9 protein-coding genes are annotated in these 17,521 nt (G+C 74.2%); 8 read left to right on the forward strand and 1 reads right to left on the reverse strand.

The window, feature by feature from the left end; all coding sequences use genetic code 11:
- Positions 1-150 precede the first annotated feature (150 nt).
- The 8 genes from IG86_RS0126125 to IG86_RS0126160 all read left to right on the forward strand — a co-directional run bounded on the left by IG86_RS0126125 (position 151) and on the right by IG86_RS0126160 (position 14,378).
- Positions 151-1,506 (forward strand): MFS transporter, encoded by a 1,356-nt coding sequence (locus IG86_RS0126125; RefSeq protein WP_051785408.1) that lies wholly within the window; start codon positions 151-153, stop codon positions 1,504-1,506.
- 103 nt (positions 1,507-1,609) lie between these two features.
- Positions 1,610-2,890: a condensation domain-containing protein gene (locus IG86_RS0126130; protein WP_030828766.1), complete on the forward strand. Its 1,281-nt coding sequence runs from the start codon at positions 1,610-1,612 to the stop codon at positions 2,888-2,890.
- Positions 2,891-3,287: 397 nt separating this feature from the next.
- Positions 3,288-6,476 (forward strand): non-ribosomal peptide synthetase, encoded by a 3,189-nt coding sequence (locus tag IG86_RS0126135; RefSeq protein ID WP_030828768.1) that lies wholly within the window; start codon positions 3,288-3,290, stop codon positions 6,474-6,476.
- Entirely contained in the window at positions 6,476-8,398 is a 1,923-nt protein-coding gene (locus tag IG86_RS0126140) for a non-ribosomal peptide synthetase (protein ID WP_030900090.1), read from the forward strand. Before IG86_RS0126135 ends, IG86_RS0126140 begins: the two co-directional genes overlap by 1 nt.
- Position 8,399: 1 nt before the next feature.
- Entirely contained in the window at positions 8,400-10,271 is a 1,872-nt protein-coding gene (locus IG86_RS0126145; protein WP_030900093.1) for a non-ribosomal peptide synthetase, read from the forward strand.
- A complete protein-coding gene (locus IG86_RS0126150) occupies positions 10,261-13,227 on the forward strand; it encodes a condensation domain-containing protein (RefSeq protein WP_030900095.1) in 2,967 nt (988 codons plus the stop codon). The genes IG86_RS0126145 and IG86_RS0126150 overlap by 11 nt, the downstream gene beginning before the upstream one ends.
- A 213-nt stretch (positions 13,228-13,440) precedes the next feature.
- Positions 13,441-13,713: a hypothetical protein gene (locus tag IG86_RS0126155; RefSeq protein WP_030900098.1), complete on the forward strand. Its 273-nt coding sequence runs from the start codon at positions 13,441-13,443 to the stop codon at positions 13,711-13,713.
- A gap of 134 nt (positions 13,714-13,847) precedes the next feature.
- The gene (locus IG86_RS0126160; protein WP_030828785.1) at positions 13,848-14,378 is read left to right on the forward strand and encodes a GNAT family N-acetyltransferase; all 531 of its coding nucleotides are present in this window, start codon (positions 13,848-13,850) and stop codon (positions 14,376-14,378) included.
- 192 nt (positions 14,379-14,570) lie between these two features.
- On the opposite strand, the gene IG86_RS0126165 is transcribed toward IG86_RS0126160, so the two are convergent.
- Positions 14,571-17,318, reverse strand: a complete 2,748-nt coding sequence (locus IG86_RS0126165) for a M4 family metallopeptidase (RefSeq protein ID WP_078848207.1) — start codon at positions 17,316-17,318, stop codon at positions 14,571-14,573.
- Positions 17,319-17,521 lie beyond the last annotated feature (203 nt).

A 17,521-nucleotide genomic window follows, 5' to 3' on the forward strand; every position in this document is an offset into this window, starting at 1 on the left:
CGTCGCTTGCGGGGTGCGCCGGAATTTACGTGGTGGTACCCCGGGTAGCACGAAAGATTTCCCGGGTTGTGTCCGCGGAGCCGCAAAACAAGTCCGAAACTGACAGGTTTCCTTTGACTGTTGCGCGATTAATCGGTGAATGTCGTTCACATGTCCGACACAAACCGCGCCGCCACCGGTGGCACCGGTGGCCCCATGCGCTTGCGTGACTTCCGACTGCTGCTCGCGGGAGCCGCCACCGGACAGTTCGGTGCCCAGGTGACGCTGGTGGCGCTGCCCCTCGTAGCCGTCCTCGAACTCGACGCCCCCGCCTTCCAGGTGGGCCTCCTGACCGCAGCGGAGACCGCCGCCTTCCTGCTCGTCGGGCTGCCCGCCGGGGCACTCACCGACCGCATGCGCAAACGGCCCCTGATGATCCGGGCGGACCTGGTGCGCGCCGTGGCCATGGCGAGCATCCCCGCCGCCGCGCTCGCCGACGTCCTGACCATGGCCCAGCTCTACGCCGTCGCGCTCGTGACCGGCGTGGCGACCGTGTTCTTCGACGTGGCCCACCAGAGCTACCTGCCGCAGATCCTGCCCCGCGACCAACTCGTCGCCGGCAACGGCGCGCTGGAGACGGTCCGTTCCACCGCCCACGTCACCGGCCCCGGCATCGGCGGCGGACTCGTCCAGCTCGTCGGAGCGCAGTTCGCCGTCATCGTCGACGCCGTCGGCTACCTGCTCTCCGCCCTGTTCCTCCAACGGATCGCGCGGGCCGAGGAGGCACCCGAACCCGCCGCGCCCGGGGCCTCGTTGCGCAAGGAGATCAGCGAGGGCGTCCGCTTCGTCTTCGGTCATCCCCTGCTCCGTGTCATCGCCCTCACCACCGGCCTCGCCAACCTCTGCACGGCCGTCCTCATGGCCACGCAGACCGTGCATCTCGTCCGCACCGTAGGGCTGCAGGCCGGCGGGCTCGGCCTGGTGCTGTCCGCGTCGGCCGTCGGCGGGCTCCTCGGCGCGCTGTGCGCCGGACGCCTCGCCGCGCGGCTGGGGCAGGCCCGGGTCATCCTCCTGTCCCTCCTCGTGACCGGCCCGTTCGCACTGCTGTGGCCCCTGTCCACGCACGGTCCCGCCGGGGCGGTCCTCTTCGCCACCGGATCCGCGGTCGTCTCCTTCGGCGCCGTCGTCTACAACGTCGCCCAGGTCAGCTTCCGCCAAGGGATGTGCCCGCCACGACTGCTGGGCCGGATGAACGCCACCCTGCGCTTCCTCATGTGGGGCACCCTGCCGCTCGGTGCGCTCATCGGCGGAGCCCTCGCCCAGACCTACGGGTCGCGCACGGCCCTCGTCTGGTGCGCCGTCGGCATCCTCGCCGTACCGCTGCCGCTGCTGCTCTCCCCGCTGCGCCGGATGCGCGACCTCCCCGGTCCTCAGGACGACGGCGCCGACGGGACCCGGCAACCGCAGGACACAGCCGCGGCCCGCGCCGACGAGGACGAACGGCCCGCCCCCGCACCCACCGGCTGACGACCGCCCGCACCCCCCCCACCGGCTGACCGCCGCCCGCCGCCACCGACCACACCGCCCCCCCCCGCGCGGCCGCCACCGCGGCCACGACGAAGAGGACCCCGTGCTCAGCATCACGAGTCAGTACCTGACCCGCTACCGGCGTCTCACCGCCGACCGGTCCGACACCCTGCTGCCCGTCACCGGAGCACAGCGCCGCTTCGTGCTGGTGCGTTCGCTGGACCCGACGGGACGCCCCGACGTGGTGCCCATGTTCTTCGCGTTCCCGTCCGGAACCATCGACCCCCGACGCCTGCGGGCAGCGGCCCACAGGCTCGCCGCACGGCACACCGCCCTGCGCTCGCGGCCCGCCATCGTCCGGGGCACCCCCGTACTGCGCGTCGCCGCTCCCGACGACGCGGACGTCACCGTGACCCGGCCGGCCGCCGCACCGGGCGAACCGGCAGCCGACACGCTCCGCCGCGCACTCGCGTCCTGGGATTCCCAGGGTCCCCCCTTGCGGCTCTTCCTCGTACGCGACGAGGAGCGCGACGAGGACGTCCTCGCCGTAGCCCTGGACCACGCCGTCTGCGACGGCCGTTCGCTGGCGCGGATCGTCGACGAACTCGGCGCCGCCTACGCCGAGGAGGCCACCGAACCCGGCGCCGCGGCAGGGGAGACGGCAGCCGAACTCGCCGCCTACGAGGACGCGGTCCTGCGGCAACTCGCCGCCGAGGAACGAGCGGAGACGCCCGCGGCGGCCGCGTACTGGGCGGAGCGACTGCGCACCCTGCGCACCCACGCCCCGGCGCCCCGTCCCGCACGAGCGCCCGAGGGCGCACCGCCCAGCGGCGCCGCACAGGCACGGCTGCCCGCACACGACGGCGGGATCTCCTTCCCCGGCCTGCTCGACGCCTGCCGCTCCGCCGCCCGTGAGCTGTACGGCCCGGACCGCACGGTCCCGCTCGGCTACCCGTGGGGCGGCCGTCCCGCGGGCGCGGAGCCGGTCGTCGGCTGCTTCCTCAACACCCTCGTCTTCCCGGCCGACACCGGCCACAGGCCCGGCTCGCAGGCCACCGCCGACGCGTGGTGGGACGACCTCGACCGGGCCGACGTACCGTTCGACGCGGTCGTGACCGCCGTACGGGCCACCGGCTCCGGCTGGACCGGAGGCCTCGACGGACTGCTCACCGTGGACGACGACAGCCGTCGCCCACCCCTCACCCTGGCCGGCGTCGAGGGACGGGAGGTCCACGTCGACGGCAGACCCGTCCGCGGTCCCTTCGCCGTGTCCGTCACCCAGGGAGCGGAGATCCGCCTGCGGATGGTGTGGGACCGGGCGGTACTCGACGACGAGACCGCGAACCGGGCGTTCGACGCGCTCACCCACGCACTGCGCCCCTAGGGGTGTCTCGCCGATCAGGCCGGGCTCGCGGCGGGGTCCGGCGCTACTGCGTGGACACTCCCCGGGGACAGACACCCCCCAGGGCGTCCGAACGCCGCCGCCGAGGACGGCCCGCGCACCACACGCTCCCTCCCGGCACCCGCCGCCGCCCGCGCAGGCATCCCCGCCGGACGCCCCGCCGGCCCGCGGCCACCGCACACCGGCCCCCACCCGGGCCCCGCACCCCCCTCGCGCGCGCCCCCACACCGCCGCGCCGCGCTCCCGAGCCTCCCCCCACAGCATCCCCGCACGCCCCGAAGGGCAACGGCACCGCGCGACCCGCGAAGCCGCCCGCACGACCGCCGGACACGACCGTGACCGGCACCGGAAACCGACCCGACAACCTCAGGGATCGCCCATGCTTCCCCTCTCCTCCTCGCAGGAGATCGTCTGGCTGCACGAGCAGATGCAGCCCGGCAGCCGCGCCTACAACTTCACCGCCTCACTGGACCTGTGGGGCACCCTCGACACCGAGGCCCTGCGCCGCGGACTCGCAGCCACCCTGGCCCGCCATCCCGGTCTGCGACTCGAACTGGTCGCCTCCACCGGTTCCGTACCGCAGCAGCGGGTCGCGGTGCGCTGCCCGCCGAGGCTGCACACCGTCGACCTCAGCACGGCGCAGGACCCCGAGGCGGCGTTCGCCAACCTCCTGCGCACCGAGGCCGAGACACCGCTCGACACCTTCGAGGCACCGCTGATCCGCTGGACGCTCGTACGGCTGGCCGAGCGCCACCACCGGCTCGTCCACGTCGAGCACCACCTGATCCACGACGGCCACTCCTTCGCGATCCTGCTGGACGACGTCTTCCGCGTCTACCGCGCCCACGTCCTCGGCGAGACCCTGGAGCTGCCGGCCGCCTCCTCCTACGCGGACCACGTCCGGGAACGGGCCGAGGCCGCGTACGGCCCCGAGTCCCTCGACTTCTGGCGGGCCGAGCTGCGCGACCAGCAGCACGACCTGCCACTGCCCGGCGTGACGCGCCCCGGCGCCCGCCGCAGGCACCACGGCGGACAGCTGCGCCAGACCATCGGCGCCGATCTCGCCGAACGCCTGCGCGCCCACGCCCGCACCCGCGGCCTCACGCCCTTCTCCACGCTCCTCGGGCTGTTCGCGGAACTCCTGCGCCGGCACAGCGGCCGCTCCCGCATGGTCATCGGCACCGCCGTCGGCAACCGCCCCCTCGGCTACGAGGACGCCGTGGGCATGTTCGTCAACACCATCCCGCTGCCGCTCGCCCTCGACGCCGCCGTCCCCGCCCAGGACACCATGGACGAGATCACCGACACCCTGATCCGGGCCCTGCCGCACCAGGACGTACCGGTCCAGGAACTGACCCGGGCACTCGGCATGCACACCTCCGGCGCCGACAACCCGCTCTTCTCCGTCATGTTCAGCGCCCACGACGCGCCCCTGCCCGAGATCGACGTACCCGGCCTCGACATCACCCTCTTCGAGGGCTTCAACACCGGCACCACCCGCTTCGACCTCGACGTGGTCCTGCTCCCGGACGACCGGCGCGGCGTCACCCGGCGCCACGGCGCGCCCGGCATGACCCTCGTCTGGGACTACGACGCGGACCTCTTCGGCGAGGACGTCGCCCGGCTGCTCTCCGGCCGCTTCCTGAACCTGCTGCGCGCCTACCTCGACAGCCCCGGGACCCCGCTGGCCGATCTCGATCCGGCCGCCACGGAGCCGGCCGCCGAGCCCGTACCCGTCCCGGCCGGCCGCGATCCGCTGGACCCCGTCGCCGCACACCACCCGTCGCTCCCGGCCCTGCTGTGCGGTGCCCGCCGTCTGACCTACGGCGAACTCGACGCCCGCGTCGGCTCGCTCGCCGAGCGCCTGAAGGCCGCCGGTGTCACCCCCGGCCGACCGGTGGCCGTGGTCCTGCCCCGCGGCACCGACTCCGTCGTCGCCCTGCTGGCCTGCCTGCGCACCGGCGCCGTCTACTGCCCGCTGTCCCCGTCCGATCCGCCGGCCCGGCTCGGCCTGCTGCTGGAGCGGCTCGCGCCGGCGCTCGTCCTCACCGGTGACGGCACCCCGGCCCTGCCGGACGCGGTGCCGACCGCCCGGATCGACGCCCCGGTCCTGCCCCCGGCGCGCGACGGCGCCGTACTTCCCGGCACCGCCTACGTCATCCACACCTCCGGCTCCACCGGCACCCCCAAGCCGGTCGCCGTCGGACCCGCCGCCCTGGTGCACCACATGACGGCGGCCGCCGACCGGTTCGGCCTCATCGCCTCGGACCGGGTCCTGATGTTCGCCCAGCCGTCCTTCGACGTGGCGCTGGAGGAGGTGCTGCCCACCCTGTACGCCGGCGCCTGCCTGGTCCTGCCCGAGCTCGAGGTGCCCACGGGCGCCGAGCTCACCGAACTGCTGGCCGCTGCCCGGGTCACCGTCGCCAACCTGCCCACCAGCTACTTCCTCGCCACCCGCGAGGACCTGCGGCCCGCACTGCGCGACGGGAGCTGGACGCCCCGGCTCCTGGTCCTCGGCGGCGAGCGCCTTCCCGTGGAGGCACTGCGCGGCGTCCTCGCCGACACCGACGCCACCGTCCTCAACGCGTACGGCGTCACCGAGGCGGCCATCAGCTCGACCGTCCACGAGATCTCCCGCGACGCCCTCGTCGAGGGCGCCGAGATCCCCCTGGGCACCGAACTGCCGGGCGAGCGGATCCACGTACTCGACGCCCACCACCGCCCGCTGCCGACCGGCGCGGTCGGCGAACTCGCCGTCGCCGGACCCGGCCTGGCCGAGGGCTACGCGGGCAACGAGGAGGTGACCGCGGCCCGGTTCGTCACCGTCGACGCCCTCGACGGGCAGCGCGTCTACCTCACCGGCGACCTCGGCTACCGCGGTCTGGACGGCCTGCTGTACTTCCTCGGACGGCGCGACAACCAGGTCAAGCTGCGCGGTCACCGCATCGAACTGGAGGAGATCGAGGCCGCGGCGTCCGCGGTGCTGGGCGGCCGGTCCTGCGCCGTCGTACTGGACCGGGAAAGCCCCGGCGGCCCGAGGCTCGTCGGCTTCCTCGAAGACGGGCCCGACGGAGCGGACTTCGACGAGAAGGCGCTCCACGCCGAGCTGGGCCGCCGCCTGCCCGGCCCGCTCGTGCCCGCCCGGTGGGCCCCGCTCGACACCATGCCGACCCTCGCGGGCGGCAAGCCCGACCGTACGGCGCTGTCCCGCCGGGCGGCGGAACTCGACGCGGGTGACGCGGGTGACGCGCACGCGGACGCGGGCGGCACCGCCGCGTCCGGGGCCGGAACCGGCCCGGAGGCCTCGCCCGAGGCCGGCGCCGCGTCCGCCGACCCGATGACGGTGCTGCTCACGGAGGGCTGGAGCAAGGTCCTCGGCCACAGCCGGATCGACGCCCGTTCCCACTTCTTCCACAGCGGGGGCCATTCCCTGCTGGCCGCCGAACTGGCCGCCTGGCTGGAGCCCCGGCTGGGCGCGCGCCCGCCGCTGCGGGTGCTCTTCCGCAACCCCGTCCTCGCCGACCAGGCCGAAGCCCTCGCCGCCACCGCCCTTTCCACGGAGTCGTGATGACCCAGCCACTGACCGCCCCTGCCCCGCTCCTCGCCGCGCACCTCGACGCATGCACCGCGCCGAGCGTCGCCCACGGGCCCCGCGCCGAGCCGACCGGCGTGCTCGACCGCTTCGAGGACTGGACCCGGCTCGCCCCGCAGGCCCCGGCCGTGATCGACGACGCCCGCGTCTGGACGTACCAGGACCTGGACGCGGCAGCCGAGCAGGTCGCCGCCGCCCTGGGCGACCGCGTCCGGCCCGGCGACCTGGTCGGCGTCTGCCTCGACCGCTCCACCGCCCTGGTGGTGACCGCCGTGGCGCTCGCCCGGATGGGCGCCGTCTACCTACCGCTCGGCCCCCGACCCGGAGAACGCCGTACCCAGGCCGTCACCGAGGACCTCGACGTCGCCTGCCTCATCGGCGACCCCGGTGTCCTGCCCGAGGGGCACCGCGGCGGAGAACACCTCCCGCTGCCGCTGCCCACCGACGGGGTCAACGCCCCCGCCGCCGTCGTGGCGGCCTTCACCCACTCCGCCCGCGGCACCCGGCGCGCTCCCGAGAGCGCCCTGTACGCCGTCCTCACCTCCGGTTCCACCGGCCGCCCCAAGGCGGTCGCCGTTGCCGAGGCCTCCCTCTCCGTCGCCCTCGACTGGTACCGGGCGGAGACCGGCCTCGCACCGGGCGACCGCCAGTCCCTGCTGATCGGCGTCGCGTTCGACCCGCACCTGCTGGAACTGTGGGCCGGCCTGACCTCGGGAGCCGCCCTCGTCCCGGCGCCGGACGACACCCGCTGGGACAGCCGCGTCCTCACCGACTGGTGGCGCGACCGCGCCCTCACGCACGCCGTCGCGGCCACCCCGACCGTCGAACCCCTCCTGGACCGGCCCTGGCCGCAGGACCTGAAGCTCCGGCACCTCGTCGTCGGCGGCGACCGCATGCGCCGCCGCCCCGGCGCCGACGTCACCGCCACCGTCCACAACGCCTACGGCCCCGCGGAAGCCACCGTCGTCACCACCACCCACACCATGCGCGGCACCGACCCGGACGCGGGCGAGCAGGCCCCGCCGCCCATCGGCACCGCGCTGCCGGGCGTCACCCTCGTCGTCACGGACGACGAGGGCCGCCCCGTCCCCCGTGGACAGGACGGTGAACTGCGCGTCGGCGGCCACTGCCTGGCACTCGGCTACCTCGACCCCGAACTCACCGCACGCCGGTTCACCGCACCCCCGCAGGAGCCGGAGCTGGCGTCGGTGGACCGCCTCTACCGCACCGGCGACCGGGTGCGCATGAACGCCGACGGCAGCCTGGACTTCCTCGGCCGCCTCGACGACCAGGTCAAGATCAGCGGCGTGCGCATCGAACCCGCAGAGGTGGAAGCCGCCTTCGAACAGGACCCGCGGGTCCGCAGCGCCGTCGTCACCGTGCTGCGCGACAGCTCCGGCCACGGCCGTCTCGTCGCACACCTGCGGCTCACCGACGGCGCCGAACCGGCCACCGGGGACCTCCTGGACGCGGTCCGTGCCTGGCTCCCCGAGCAGGCCGTCCCCGCCACCGTACGGCTCGTCGACAGCTTCCCGCTCGACGCCAACGGCAAGGTCGACCGGCCCGCCCTGGCGGCCGCCGTCCCGGCGCCCGTCGCGCCCCGGACCGCCACCGAGGACGAGCACGCCGACACCGAGGCCACTGCCACCGGGGCCACCGCCACCGAGCGGCTCGTGCTGGCGACCGTACGCGACCTCCTGGGCCGCCCCGGCACCGGCCTCGGCGACAACTTCACCGACGCGGGCGGCACCTCCATCATCGCCGCACGGCTGCTGGCAACCCTCGAACGCGAGACCGGAGTACGCCTGCGCGCCCCCGAGCTGCTGCGCAGCACCGACCTGCGTGCCTTCGCCGCCCTCCTCGACCAGCGCCGGACCCCGCAGCAGGCAGGAGCCTGACATGACACTCACCATCCCGAAGCCCGCCGATCCGCAGCCCACCGACGCGGAGTTCTACGACGCGCAGCCCGCCGCCCCGGCGAACGGCACCGCCCTGCCCGCCCTCGTCGCCCGGCACGCCGCACTCACCCCCGACGCCCTCGCCGTCGTGGACGGCGACACCACCCTCACCTACGGCCGCCTCCTGCGGGCCGGCCACGCCCTCGCCGCACGCCTGCGCGAGCACGACGTGACCCGCGGCGACCGGGTGGCGCTGCTGACGGCCCGTTCGTCCCGCACGGTCGTGGCCCAGCTCGGCCTGTGGCTGGCCGGAGCCGTGTGCGTACCGCTCGATCCCGCCCAGCCCCGGCCGCGTACCGAGGCGATGATCGCCGACGCGGAAGTGACGCTCACCGTCGGCGACGCGAAACTGCTGGACGCGGCCGCACTCCCCGGCCCCGTCCTCGCCCTGCCCGAGGAGCCGCTCACGAGCGGCCCCGCGGCCGACGAGTCCGACCCGGACAGCCCGGCGTTCATCATGTTCACCTCCGGCTCGACAGGCCGCCCCAAAGGCGTCCTGGTGCCGCACCGCGCCATCGCCGAGCTGGTCACGGCCCCCGACTACGTCACCCTCACCGGCCGCGACCGCGTCCTGTTCCACTCGCCCATGACCTTCGACGCCTCGACGTTCGAAGTCTGGGCCGCGCTCGCCAACGGCGCCGCGGTCGTCGTCTGCACCGAACAGCGGCCCACCCTGGAGGACCTCGCCCGGCACGTCGAGCGGCACGGCGTGACGGTGGCGTTCTTCACCACGGCCCTCTTCCACCAGCTCGCCGCGCGCCGCTCCCGCGTCTTCGCCCAGCTCCGCTCGGTCGTCGTGGGCGGCGAGGCGATGGCCGCCGCACAGGCCCGCGAGGTACTCACCGCCTTCCCCTGGCTGGAGCTCGTCAACGGCTACGGGCCGACCGAGACGACCACCTTCGCCACCGCCCACCGCGTCACCGAGCAGGACTGCGCGGGGCCGATACCGATCGGCAGGCCCATCTGCGGGGCCACGGCGCACGTCCTGGACGCCGACGGCCACCCGGTGGCCGACGGGGACCGCGGCGAGCTGTGGATCGGCGGCAGCAGGCTCGCCCACGGATACACGGGCCTGCCCGAACTCACCGCCGAACGGTTCGTCGAACACCCCGCGGCCCGCCGGCGGCTCTACCGCACGGGCGACATCGTCTCCCTCCGCCCCGACGGCATCCTCCACTTCCACGGCCGCAACGACGACCAGGTGAAGGTCCGCGGCTTCCGCATCGAACCCGCCGAGGTCGAGCACGCCCTGCGCGAGCAGCCGGACGTGGACGACGCCGCCGTCACCGTCGACGGCGCCGGCACCCCCGAAGCGCGCCTCGTCGCGTTCGTCGTCGCCGCGCCCGGCCCCGTACCAGGCGGCACGGCGCTGCGCGAACGGCTCACCGCGGTCCTGCCCGCCCACCTCGTACCCGACGCGGTCACCGTGCTGGACCGGCTCCCCCTCACCCCGGCCGGCAAGGTCGACCGGCGCGCGCTCACCGCACGCGCACACGCCGCCGAAAGCCGGCCCACCGACGAGCCGGCGCCGCCGATGACACCGCTGGAGCAGGCCGTCGCCGAGGTGTGGAGCAGGGCCCTGGGCACCGAAGTGACACACGCCGACGCCGAGTTCCTCCTCATCGGCGGTCACTCCCTCCTCGCCCTCGTCGTCACCGAGGACCTGCGCGAAGAACTCGGCGTGGAGATCTCCCTCGCCGACTTCTTCGCCGCACCGACCGTCGCCGCACAGGCCGCGCTGGTCGAAAGCGCCCTCCTGGCCGCCCACGCCGACCTCCACCCCGACACCCCGGAGCACAGCGATGTCCACTGACGCCGACTCCGCGAACCACGACCGCCGGCAGCAACTCCAGCGGGAACTGCTGCGCCGGGCCCGCGCCGGTTCCACCCGCGGCACGACCACCGCAGGACCCGCCACCGGCGCCGGCACCGGCCGGGACGACCGCACACCGCGGCCCGGGTGCGTCCCGCCGGCCGAGTGCGTCCCCCTCTCCCGCGCGCAGCGCCGCATGTGGCTGATGGAGCGGCTCGGCGGCACGGGCGACTCGTACCACGTACCGTTCGCCACCCGTGTGCGCGGCCCCTTCGACGTGGCCGCGTTCGCCACCGCCCTCACCTCCCTGGTGGCCCGGCACGCCATCCTGCGCACCCGCTACACCGAGCACGACGGCGAGCCCTGCCAGGAGGTGCTCCCGACCCCGCGGACGGTCCCCGTACACGTAGTCGACACCGACGAGGCGCAGGCCCCGGAGCTGCTGCGGCGCGAGACGGCCCGGCCCTTCGACCTCGCGGCCGGCGACTGCGTACGGGCGCTCGTCCTGCGCCACGGCCCACAGGACCACACCCTGCTGCTGACCTTCCACCACATCGCCGTGGACGGAGCCTCCTTGGAGACCGTGGCCGGCGAACTCGCCGACCTCTACACGACGGCCACCGACGGAACGCCCCGGCAGGCCCTCGCCCCGGCGCCGCAGTACGCCGACCACGCGCGCCGCGAGCACGGGGCCCTGTCCGGCTTCGAGGAGGAACTGGAGCGCTGGAGCGAGCTGCTGGCCGACGCCGAACCGCCCCGCCTGCCCCGGCCGGCGGCGCCCGCACCGCACACCGCCGAGCGCCCCGCGGCCGTACGCACCGTGCCCCTCGCACCCACCGTGCCCGACGCCCTGCGGACGCTGGGCGCACAGCGGCAGGCCACGCTCTTCGCGGTGTCCCTCACCGCGGCCTTCGCCGCACTGCACCGCCTCACCGGCGCCGACGACCTCGTCATCGGCGTGGCGGGCACCCACCGCAGCGGAACGGCCATGCGCGGCCTGGTCGGCCTCTGCGTCAACACCCTGCCCGTCCGGGTGGACCTCTCCGGCGCCCCCTCCTTCACCCAGCTGCTGCGGCGCGTGAGCGACGCGCTCCTCGAAGCCCAGCAGCACCGGCACATCCCCTTCGACCTCGTCCTCGAACGCCTCGGCGCCGGGGCACGCGGCGCCGACGGCACCGCACTGGTCCGCGTCACCTCCGACGTCCTCGGCGAGCCGACGGTGCTGCGGCTGCCGGGCACCTCGGCCCAGTACGTCGACCTCCCCTCCGACGGCGCGAAGTTCAACCTCTCCTACGGCCTGGACCTGGGCGACCCCGCGCGGCCCCGCGCCCTGGTCCAGTACGACGCCCACGCCCTGGACGACACCGCGGCGGAGACGGCCGTACGGGACTACGCGGCCCTGCTCCACGCGATGGCCGCCGACCCGGAACTCACCCCGGACCCGCTGCCCGCGGCCGGCACGCAGGACGCCTCCCCGGGCCCGAGTTCCCCGGCCCGCGACCGCCACCCGGCCGTGGCGGCACTGTGCGCCCACCCCATGGTCGCCGACGCCACGGTGGTCCGGCCCGAGCACGGGCCGGCCGTGGCCTACGCCGTCCTGAAGGACAGCGCCGGCCCGTCCGGCCACGAACTCCTCGGTCTGCTGCGCCGAACGCTCGCACCCGAGGCCGTACCCGCCGCGGTCACCCTGCTCGACGCGATGCCGCGCACGGCCGCAGGGCCCGCGGACCACGCCCGGCTGCCCGGGCGGCCGTCCACCCCGGACGCCCCGTCCGGCCCACGGGCCCAGGCGGTCACGGAGGCCTTCACCGCCGTGCTCGGCCACCGCCCGTCGCCGGACGAGGACTTCTTCGCACTCGGCGGTCACTCCCTGAAGGCCGTACAGCTCGCCGAACGGCTGCGCACGGACCTCGGACTGCCGCTCACGGGCCTCGACGTGCTCCAGGCCCGCACGCCGCGGGCCCTGACCGCGCTCCTCGACGAACGGGCGGCACGGCAGAGCGCCGCGAAAGCCGCGAGCCGCCCGGCCGCCCGTTCCCGGCACGTCCGCCCCGGCACCGTGCTGGTCACCGGCGCGACCGGCGGCGTCGGCGCGTTCGTGGTACGCGAACTCGCCGCCCGGGGACGCCCCGTACTGGCGCTGGCCCGGCCCGAGTCCGCCCACCTGATCGCCACCGACGGCGTCGACGTGATCGAGGGCGACCTCACCGACCTGGCCGGACTGCGGGACGCCGTGGCGCAAGCCGACGCGGTCGTCCACGCCGCCTGCACCTTCACCCGCCACGAGGTGGACCTGGCGGCGATGGAGACGATGGTCGACGCCTGGCGCCGCGGACCGTTCGTCTTCGTCAGCAGCGTCGACGCCTACGGCCATCCCGCGACGGACCGGGTCGCCGAGGAGTCGGCGCCCCACGAGCCCGTCAGCCCGTACGGAAGGGCCAAACTCGACTGCGAGGCCGTGCTGCTGCGCGCAGCCGGGACCGAGGGGCGAGGCGGCGCCAGCTCCGTACGGTCACCGATCGTCTGGGGCGCCCACGACCGGCTCCGCGAACAGCTGCGCTGGGGCGCCCTCGGCACGCTCTACCAGGCCGCCGAGCACGGCCGGCCGATCGAACTGCCCCGCCCCGGCACGGGCGGGCACGCCTGGTACGGCGCCGCCTGGGTGCACGCGGCGGCCCTGGCCCGCGCGGTGGCCGAGTGCCTGGACCGGCCCGTGCACGGAGTCGCCAACGCGTGCAGCGGCCACGTCTCCTGGCACGACCTCGCCCACGACCTCACGGAACTGCTCGGCACCCGAGCGGACCTCCGCGAAACCGACGCGGTACCGCGGGACCTGGACCACCGCTGGCACTACGACAGCACGCGCCTGGCCCGCCCCCTGCGCCCCCGGCGGGGCGAGGACCGTCGCACCGTCCTGGCAGAGATGATCACCGCCACGCCGCCGCCCCGGGTCTGACCACCGCCTGCGCCCGGAGCGGCCCCACCGCCCTCCGGGCGCAGCCGCGGCAGGCGTTCCATGCCGAGTACCCGGCAGCGACCGCCGAGGTTTCCCACATGGCGCTGCTGCCGATGGGCGAGATGGAGCACGTCGCACGACGCCGTCACACAGCCGGCTCAGACCCCGGGCGGCGTCGATCACCCATGCGGCCGGGCACCCCCTCACACGTTCGTGAAACCCCTGGCGGAGCTGACCGCCGCACCGTCGGCGGTGGACGACCTGTTCAACGGTCCTCCGGTGGAGGTCGTGGACATCGGCGGCGGCCTCCTCGAGAGCGGGTCCTGGACCTTCCTCCCCTCCGATCCGGCACTGACAGATGTCGCACGGTCGGGGCGGTTCACCGTGGCAGCGAGCTCTGGAGGTGTCCGCGCGGAGAGCAAGGTGCTCCTCCGCCTGCCCCGGGGAGCGACCGCCATGGAGGGCTGGAAGGACCACCACCGGTGAGGACCCGGCGTGCCTCTCCGTCGCCGACCCCGCCGCCTGCGTCACCTGAACGGGATTCAGGTTCCGTGGGAGAGGCGGTGCTCGGTCGGGATATCCGGTGGTCGCCGGTTGTCGAAGCTGCTCATACTGTCGCGATGGATCCAGTGACTCTCGAGACCGACCGTCTGCTGCTGCGGGCCTTCACGCCTGCCGACGTGGATGCGGTGTACGAGGCCTGCCAGGACGAAGACATCCAGTTCTACACCCCGGTGCCGGTGCCCTACCGGCGTGCGGACGCGGAGAAGCTCGTCGGCGAGACGCTGCCCGCCCAGTGGGCCGAGGACAAGGACCACACCCTCGGCGCGTTCCGCAAGGACACCGGCGCCCTGGCCGGCTCGTACTGCCTGACCCGCATCAGCCGTGGCGTCTGGGAGCTCGGCTACTGGGCGGTCAAGGAGCAGCGCGGACGCGGGTACTCGGTCGAGGCCGCTCGGGCCCTGTGCGACTGGGGCTGGGCCACGCTCGACGTGCACCGCATCGAGTGGTGGGCCATGGTCGGGAACACCGGCTCGCGTGCCGTCGCCGAGAAACTCGGCTTCACCGTCGAAGGGACACTGCGCAACCGCAGCATCGCCAACGACGGCAAGCCGCACGACTGGTGGGTGGGCGGACTGCTGAGGCCCTGATGCTCGGGCCGATACGCGCTGATTCCTCCGGTCTCTCTGGCGCAGGGACTGCTCAGCGGGCACGGGGTACGACCATGGACAGGCCCTGGCGGTCTTCGGCGGTTTGCCGTGGCCCGGACTCGGTGGCAGCCGTCCCGGCACGCGGACGGGGCCGACGGTTGTGCCGTCGGCCCCGTCCCTCAGCGGTGGGGATCAGCAGGTGCCGGCCGGGCGTTCACGGACCACCAGGTCGGTGGAGCCGGTGGTCGCGTCCAGCCAGGCGACCTGACGGCCCGCGCCGGCCGCCGGGTAGTTCTGCTCACCGCGGTTGCAGGAGACCCGCTCGCGGCGGGAGCCGTCGGTGGTCAGCTGCCACAGCTTCGGCAGCGACTCGTTGCGGTACCGTGTGTCGGGCGTCCGGGCGACCAGGGTCAGCGCGTCCTGCGAGACCGTCAGGTCCGAGGCCATGAAAGCGCCCGGCTTGTGCTCGCTGCTGACGATGAAGGCACCTCGGCCGTCCAGGCCGGAGCTGACGACCGACATCAGACCGCCGTCGCTCTCGTCGCCGTCCGCCAGCCAGAACACGTTCTTGCCGTTGATGCCGGTCTGGCCCAGGCTCACCGGCTCGTCGAGCTGCTCGGTCATGACCGCCTTGCCGGTGGCCAGGTCGACGACCTCCACGCCCAGCCGGTAGGAGCCGCCCTGCGGGTACAGCTTCGCGTAGGCGATCTTGTTGTCGCTGATGGAGGGCAGAGCGGTCAGGGTGTTCCACTTCTTCCCGTCGGTGAAGACGGGCGCCTTGTCGGTGGGCCGCATGTAGCCGACGTGCCGGCCGCCGAGGATGTCGTACTCCTCGAACACGACCGTGTTCTTCTCCACCCGCAGGCCCGCGACGCCGGTCGTCGAGCTGTAGAGCGTCTTGACCGGGCCGCCCGCCACGGGGCGGGAGAGGACGTCGACCGAGGTCGGGCCGTACGCCGTCCACACCACGGTCTTGCCGTCCGTCGCCGGTGCGGTGTGGTAGCGGCCGTCATTGGGGCTGATCACCTTCGGCGCGCCCTTGCCGTCCAGCCGGCCGGCGTAGACCGAGTAGGGCTCGGAGCCGTCGTCGTTGGACTTCGAGGCCGTCCACCAGCCGCCGCCCGCGCCCACCCCGGAGTCCGTGGTGTTCAGCGTCCCGAAGAGGGTGTCGCTGTCGACGCCGAGGGCCTGCTCCCAGCCCGGGACGATGCCGTGGGCGTTGAAGGACCGCTTGACGGTGTTCTGCTGGCCGGAGGTCGCGCCGAGCGCCTTGGCCGCGGCGAGTACAGCGCCCCGGGCCTCGGTGAACCCGTCGATCGGCGTCATGTACTCGGTGACGGCCTTGTACACGATCTTGTCGGCGAGTTCCCCGCCCAGGTCCTCGCGCATGTCCCACAGCGCGCCGGAGAAGATCGTGGAGTTCAGGTGCACGCCGCCGTTGTCGGTGGCGAACGACACGCCCAGGAAGCTCTTGGAGGTGGTGGCCCCGTCGTTGAGGTCGCGCAGCGCGCAGTCGGCGCCGGCCTTGGTGCGGCACAGGTCCTCACCGATCAGGCCGGCGGCCGGATCGCTCATCGGCTTGCCGCTCGCGGTGACGTCGATCGCGTTGCCGAAGTAGTCGGCCAGGGCCTCGTTCAGGGCTCCGGACTGGCCCGCGTAGACCAGGTTCGCCGAGTGCTCGATGACCCCGTGGGTCATCTCGTGGCCGACGACGTCGGTGTCGGCCGACATCGGCTTGAACTCCGCGTCGCCGTTGCCGTAGACCATCTTGGTGCCGTCCCAGAACGCGTTGGCGTAGGGCAGGCCGTAATAGGTCACGCCGACGAGGGAGTTGACGGCCCCGCCGGCCCCGTCGAGGCTGTCGCGCCCGAAGTTCTTCTTGTAGAAGTCGTAGACCTGGCCCGCGTTCCAGTGGGCGTCGACGGCTCCCGAGTCCGTCGCCGCGCCGCCGAAGGTGGTGTTCGGGGAGGAGAACATCGTGATGCCCGACGGCCACTTGCCAGAGGTCTCCGACACCGACTTGCCCCGGGCGTCCCACGTGGAGAGCAGGCTCTTGGACGTGGTGCGCATCCGGCCCGCGTCCGCGAGGAGGTAGTTGCCGGCCGCCGGGTCGTAGGCGATGTCCAGCGAGGCCGCGGCGCCGCCGAGGCGGGCACCGGACCCGGTCTCCGGGACCAGGTTCGGGGGAGCGGCAGGGGGTCCGTCCGCCGTCGCACCCTCCGCGGCCTGACCGGCCGTCCCCGTGGCGGCCTTCGGGGCCGCCAGCGTCTTCAGCGCGCTGTACTGGAGCGCCGGGTAGCCCGAGCGGGCGTCCACGTACACCTCGTCCACGACCGGCGCGCCGGTGCCGGGCGCGGTGCCGCGTACGGTGACGCGGTAGGCGAGTACGCCTCCCCCCTTGGGCAGGACGACGAGCCCCTTGGCCTCGCCGGTCATGCCGGTGGCCGCCGGATCGCCCGACTCCGACCGCGGCGCCTGGCTCTTGTCGAGGTCGGCTCCCAGCCGGCGAGCCGTGGCGGCGACCGCGCGGCGGACCGCGACGTCCTCGGTGACCTGGGGGGTGACATCGGTGTTCAGGGCCGTGAAGTAGTGCCCCGAGGTGCCGGTGACCACGCGCTTGCCGTCCTGCTTCTGCATGCGCACGACGTACTGGCCGCCCAGGACGTCGACTCCGCGGTGCTTCTGCTGCAGCCGGACCGTCTCGTCCTTGGACCCGGTGGCCGTAGCCGACAGGGGGACGAGGTCGCTGCCCGCCCGCGGGATCTTGTAGCGGCTCTTGTTCGCCGCGAGGTGTCCGCGTGCCGCGTCGGCCGGGGCGGCCTTGGCGTCCACGGACTCCCGTATGCCCTCGACGAGCACCGGGGTCGCGGTGTCCTGGCCGGGGAGGACGTTCGAGGGGCCGGGGTCGGCGGCCCACGCCGGCGACGCTTGCAAGGTCATTGCGGCGGCCAGCAGAACCGCGATTCCTCCGGCGGATCGGAGCTCTTTCCGCCATATCCGTCGTGCGGTCGGGGTCGGAGCCGACGAACCTGCGCTGTACTTGGGCAAGGGGTCTCCTCAACCATGAGTGCCTGATGCGTTGCTGTGAGTCGCCGCCATGCAAGCGCCGCGGGCGGCCCGCGAACAGAGCCGGGACCCCCTCA

Origin of the sequence: Streptomyces virginiae (genome assembly GCF_000720455.1) — a bacterium.
GTDB classification, from domain to species: Bacteria; Actinomycetota; Actinomycetes; order Streptomycetales; family Streptomycetaceae; genus Streptomyces; species Streptomyces virginiae.

Excerpts from the sequence above, each read along its gene's own strand:
- IG86_RS0126125 (WP_051785408.1), top strand. The coding sequence starts at position 151 with ATGTCCGACACAAACCGCGCCGCCACCGGTGGCACCGGTGGCCCCATG.
- IG86_RS0126135 (WP_030828768.1), top strand. The coding sequence starts at position 3,288 with ATGCTTCCCCTCTCCTCCTCGCAGGAGATCGTCTGGCTGCACGAGCAG.
- IG86_RS0126140 (WP_030900090.1), top strand. The coding sequence starts at position 6,476 with ATGACCCAGCCACTGACCGCCCCTGCCCCGCTCCTCGCCGCGCACCTC.
- IG86_RS0126145 (WP_030900093.1), top strand. The coding sequence starts at position 8,400 with ATGACACTCACCATCCCGAAGCCCGCCGATCCGCAGCCCACCGACGCG.
- IG86_RS0126150 (WP_030900095.1), top strand. The coding sequence starts at position 10,261 with ATGTCCACTGACGCCGACTCCGCGAACCACGACCGCCGGCAGCAACTC.
- IG86_RS0126160 (WP_030828785.1), top strand. The coding sequence starts at position 13,848 with ATGGATCCAGTGACTCTCGAGACCGACCGTCTGCTGCTGCGGGCCTTC.
- IG86_RS0126165 (WP_078848207.1), bottom strand. The coding sequence starts at position 17,318 with ATGACCTTGCAAGCGTCGCCGGCGTGGGCCGCCGACCCCGGCCCCTCG.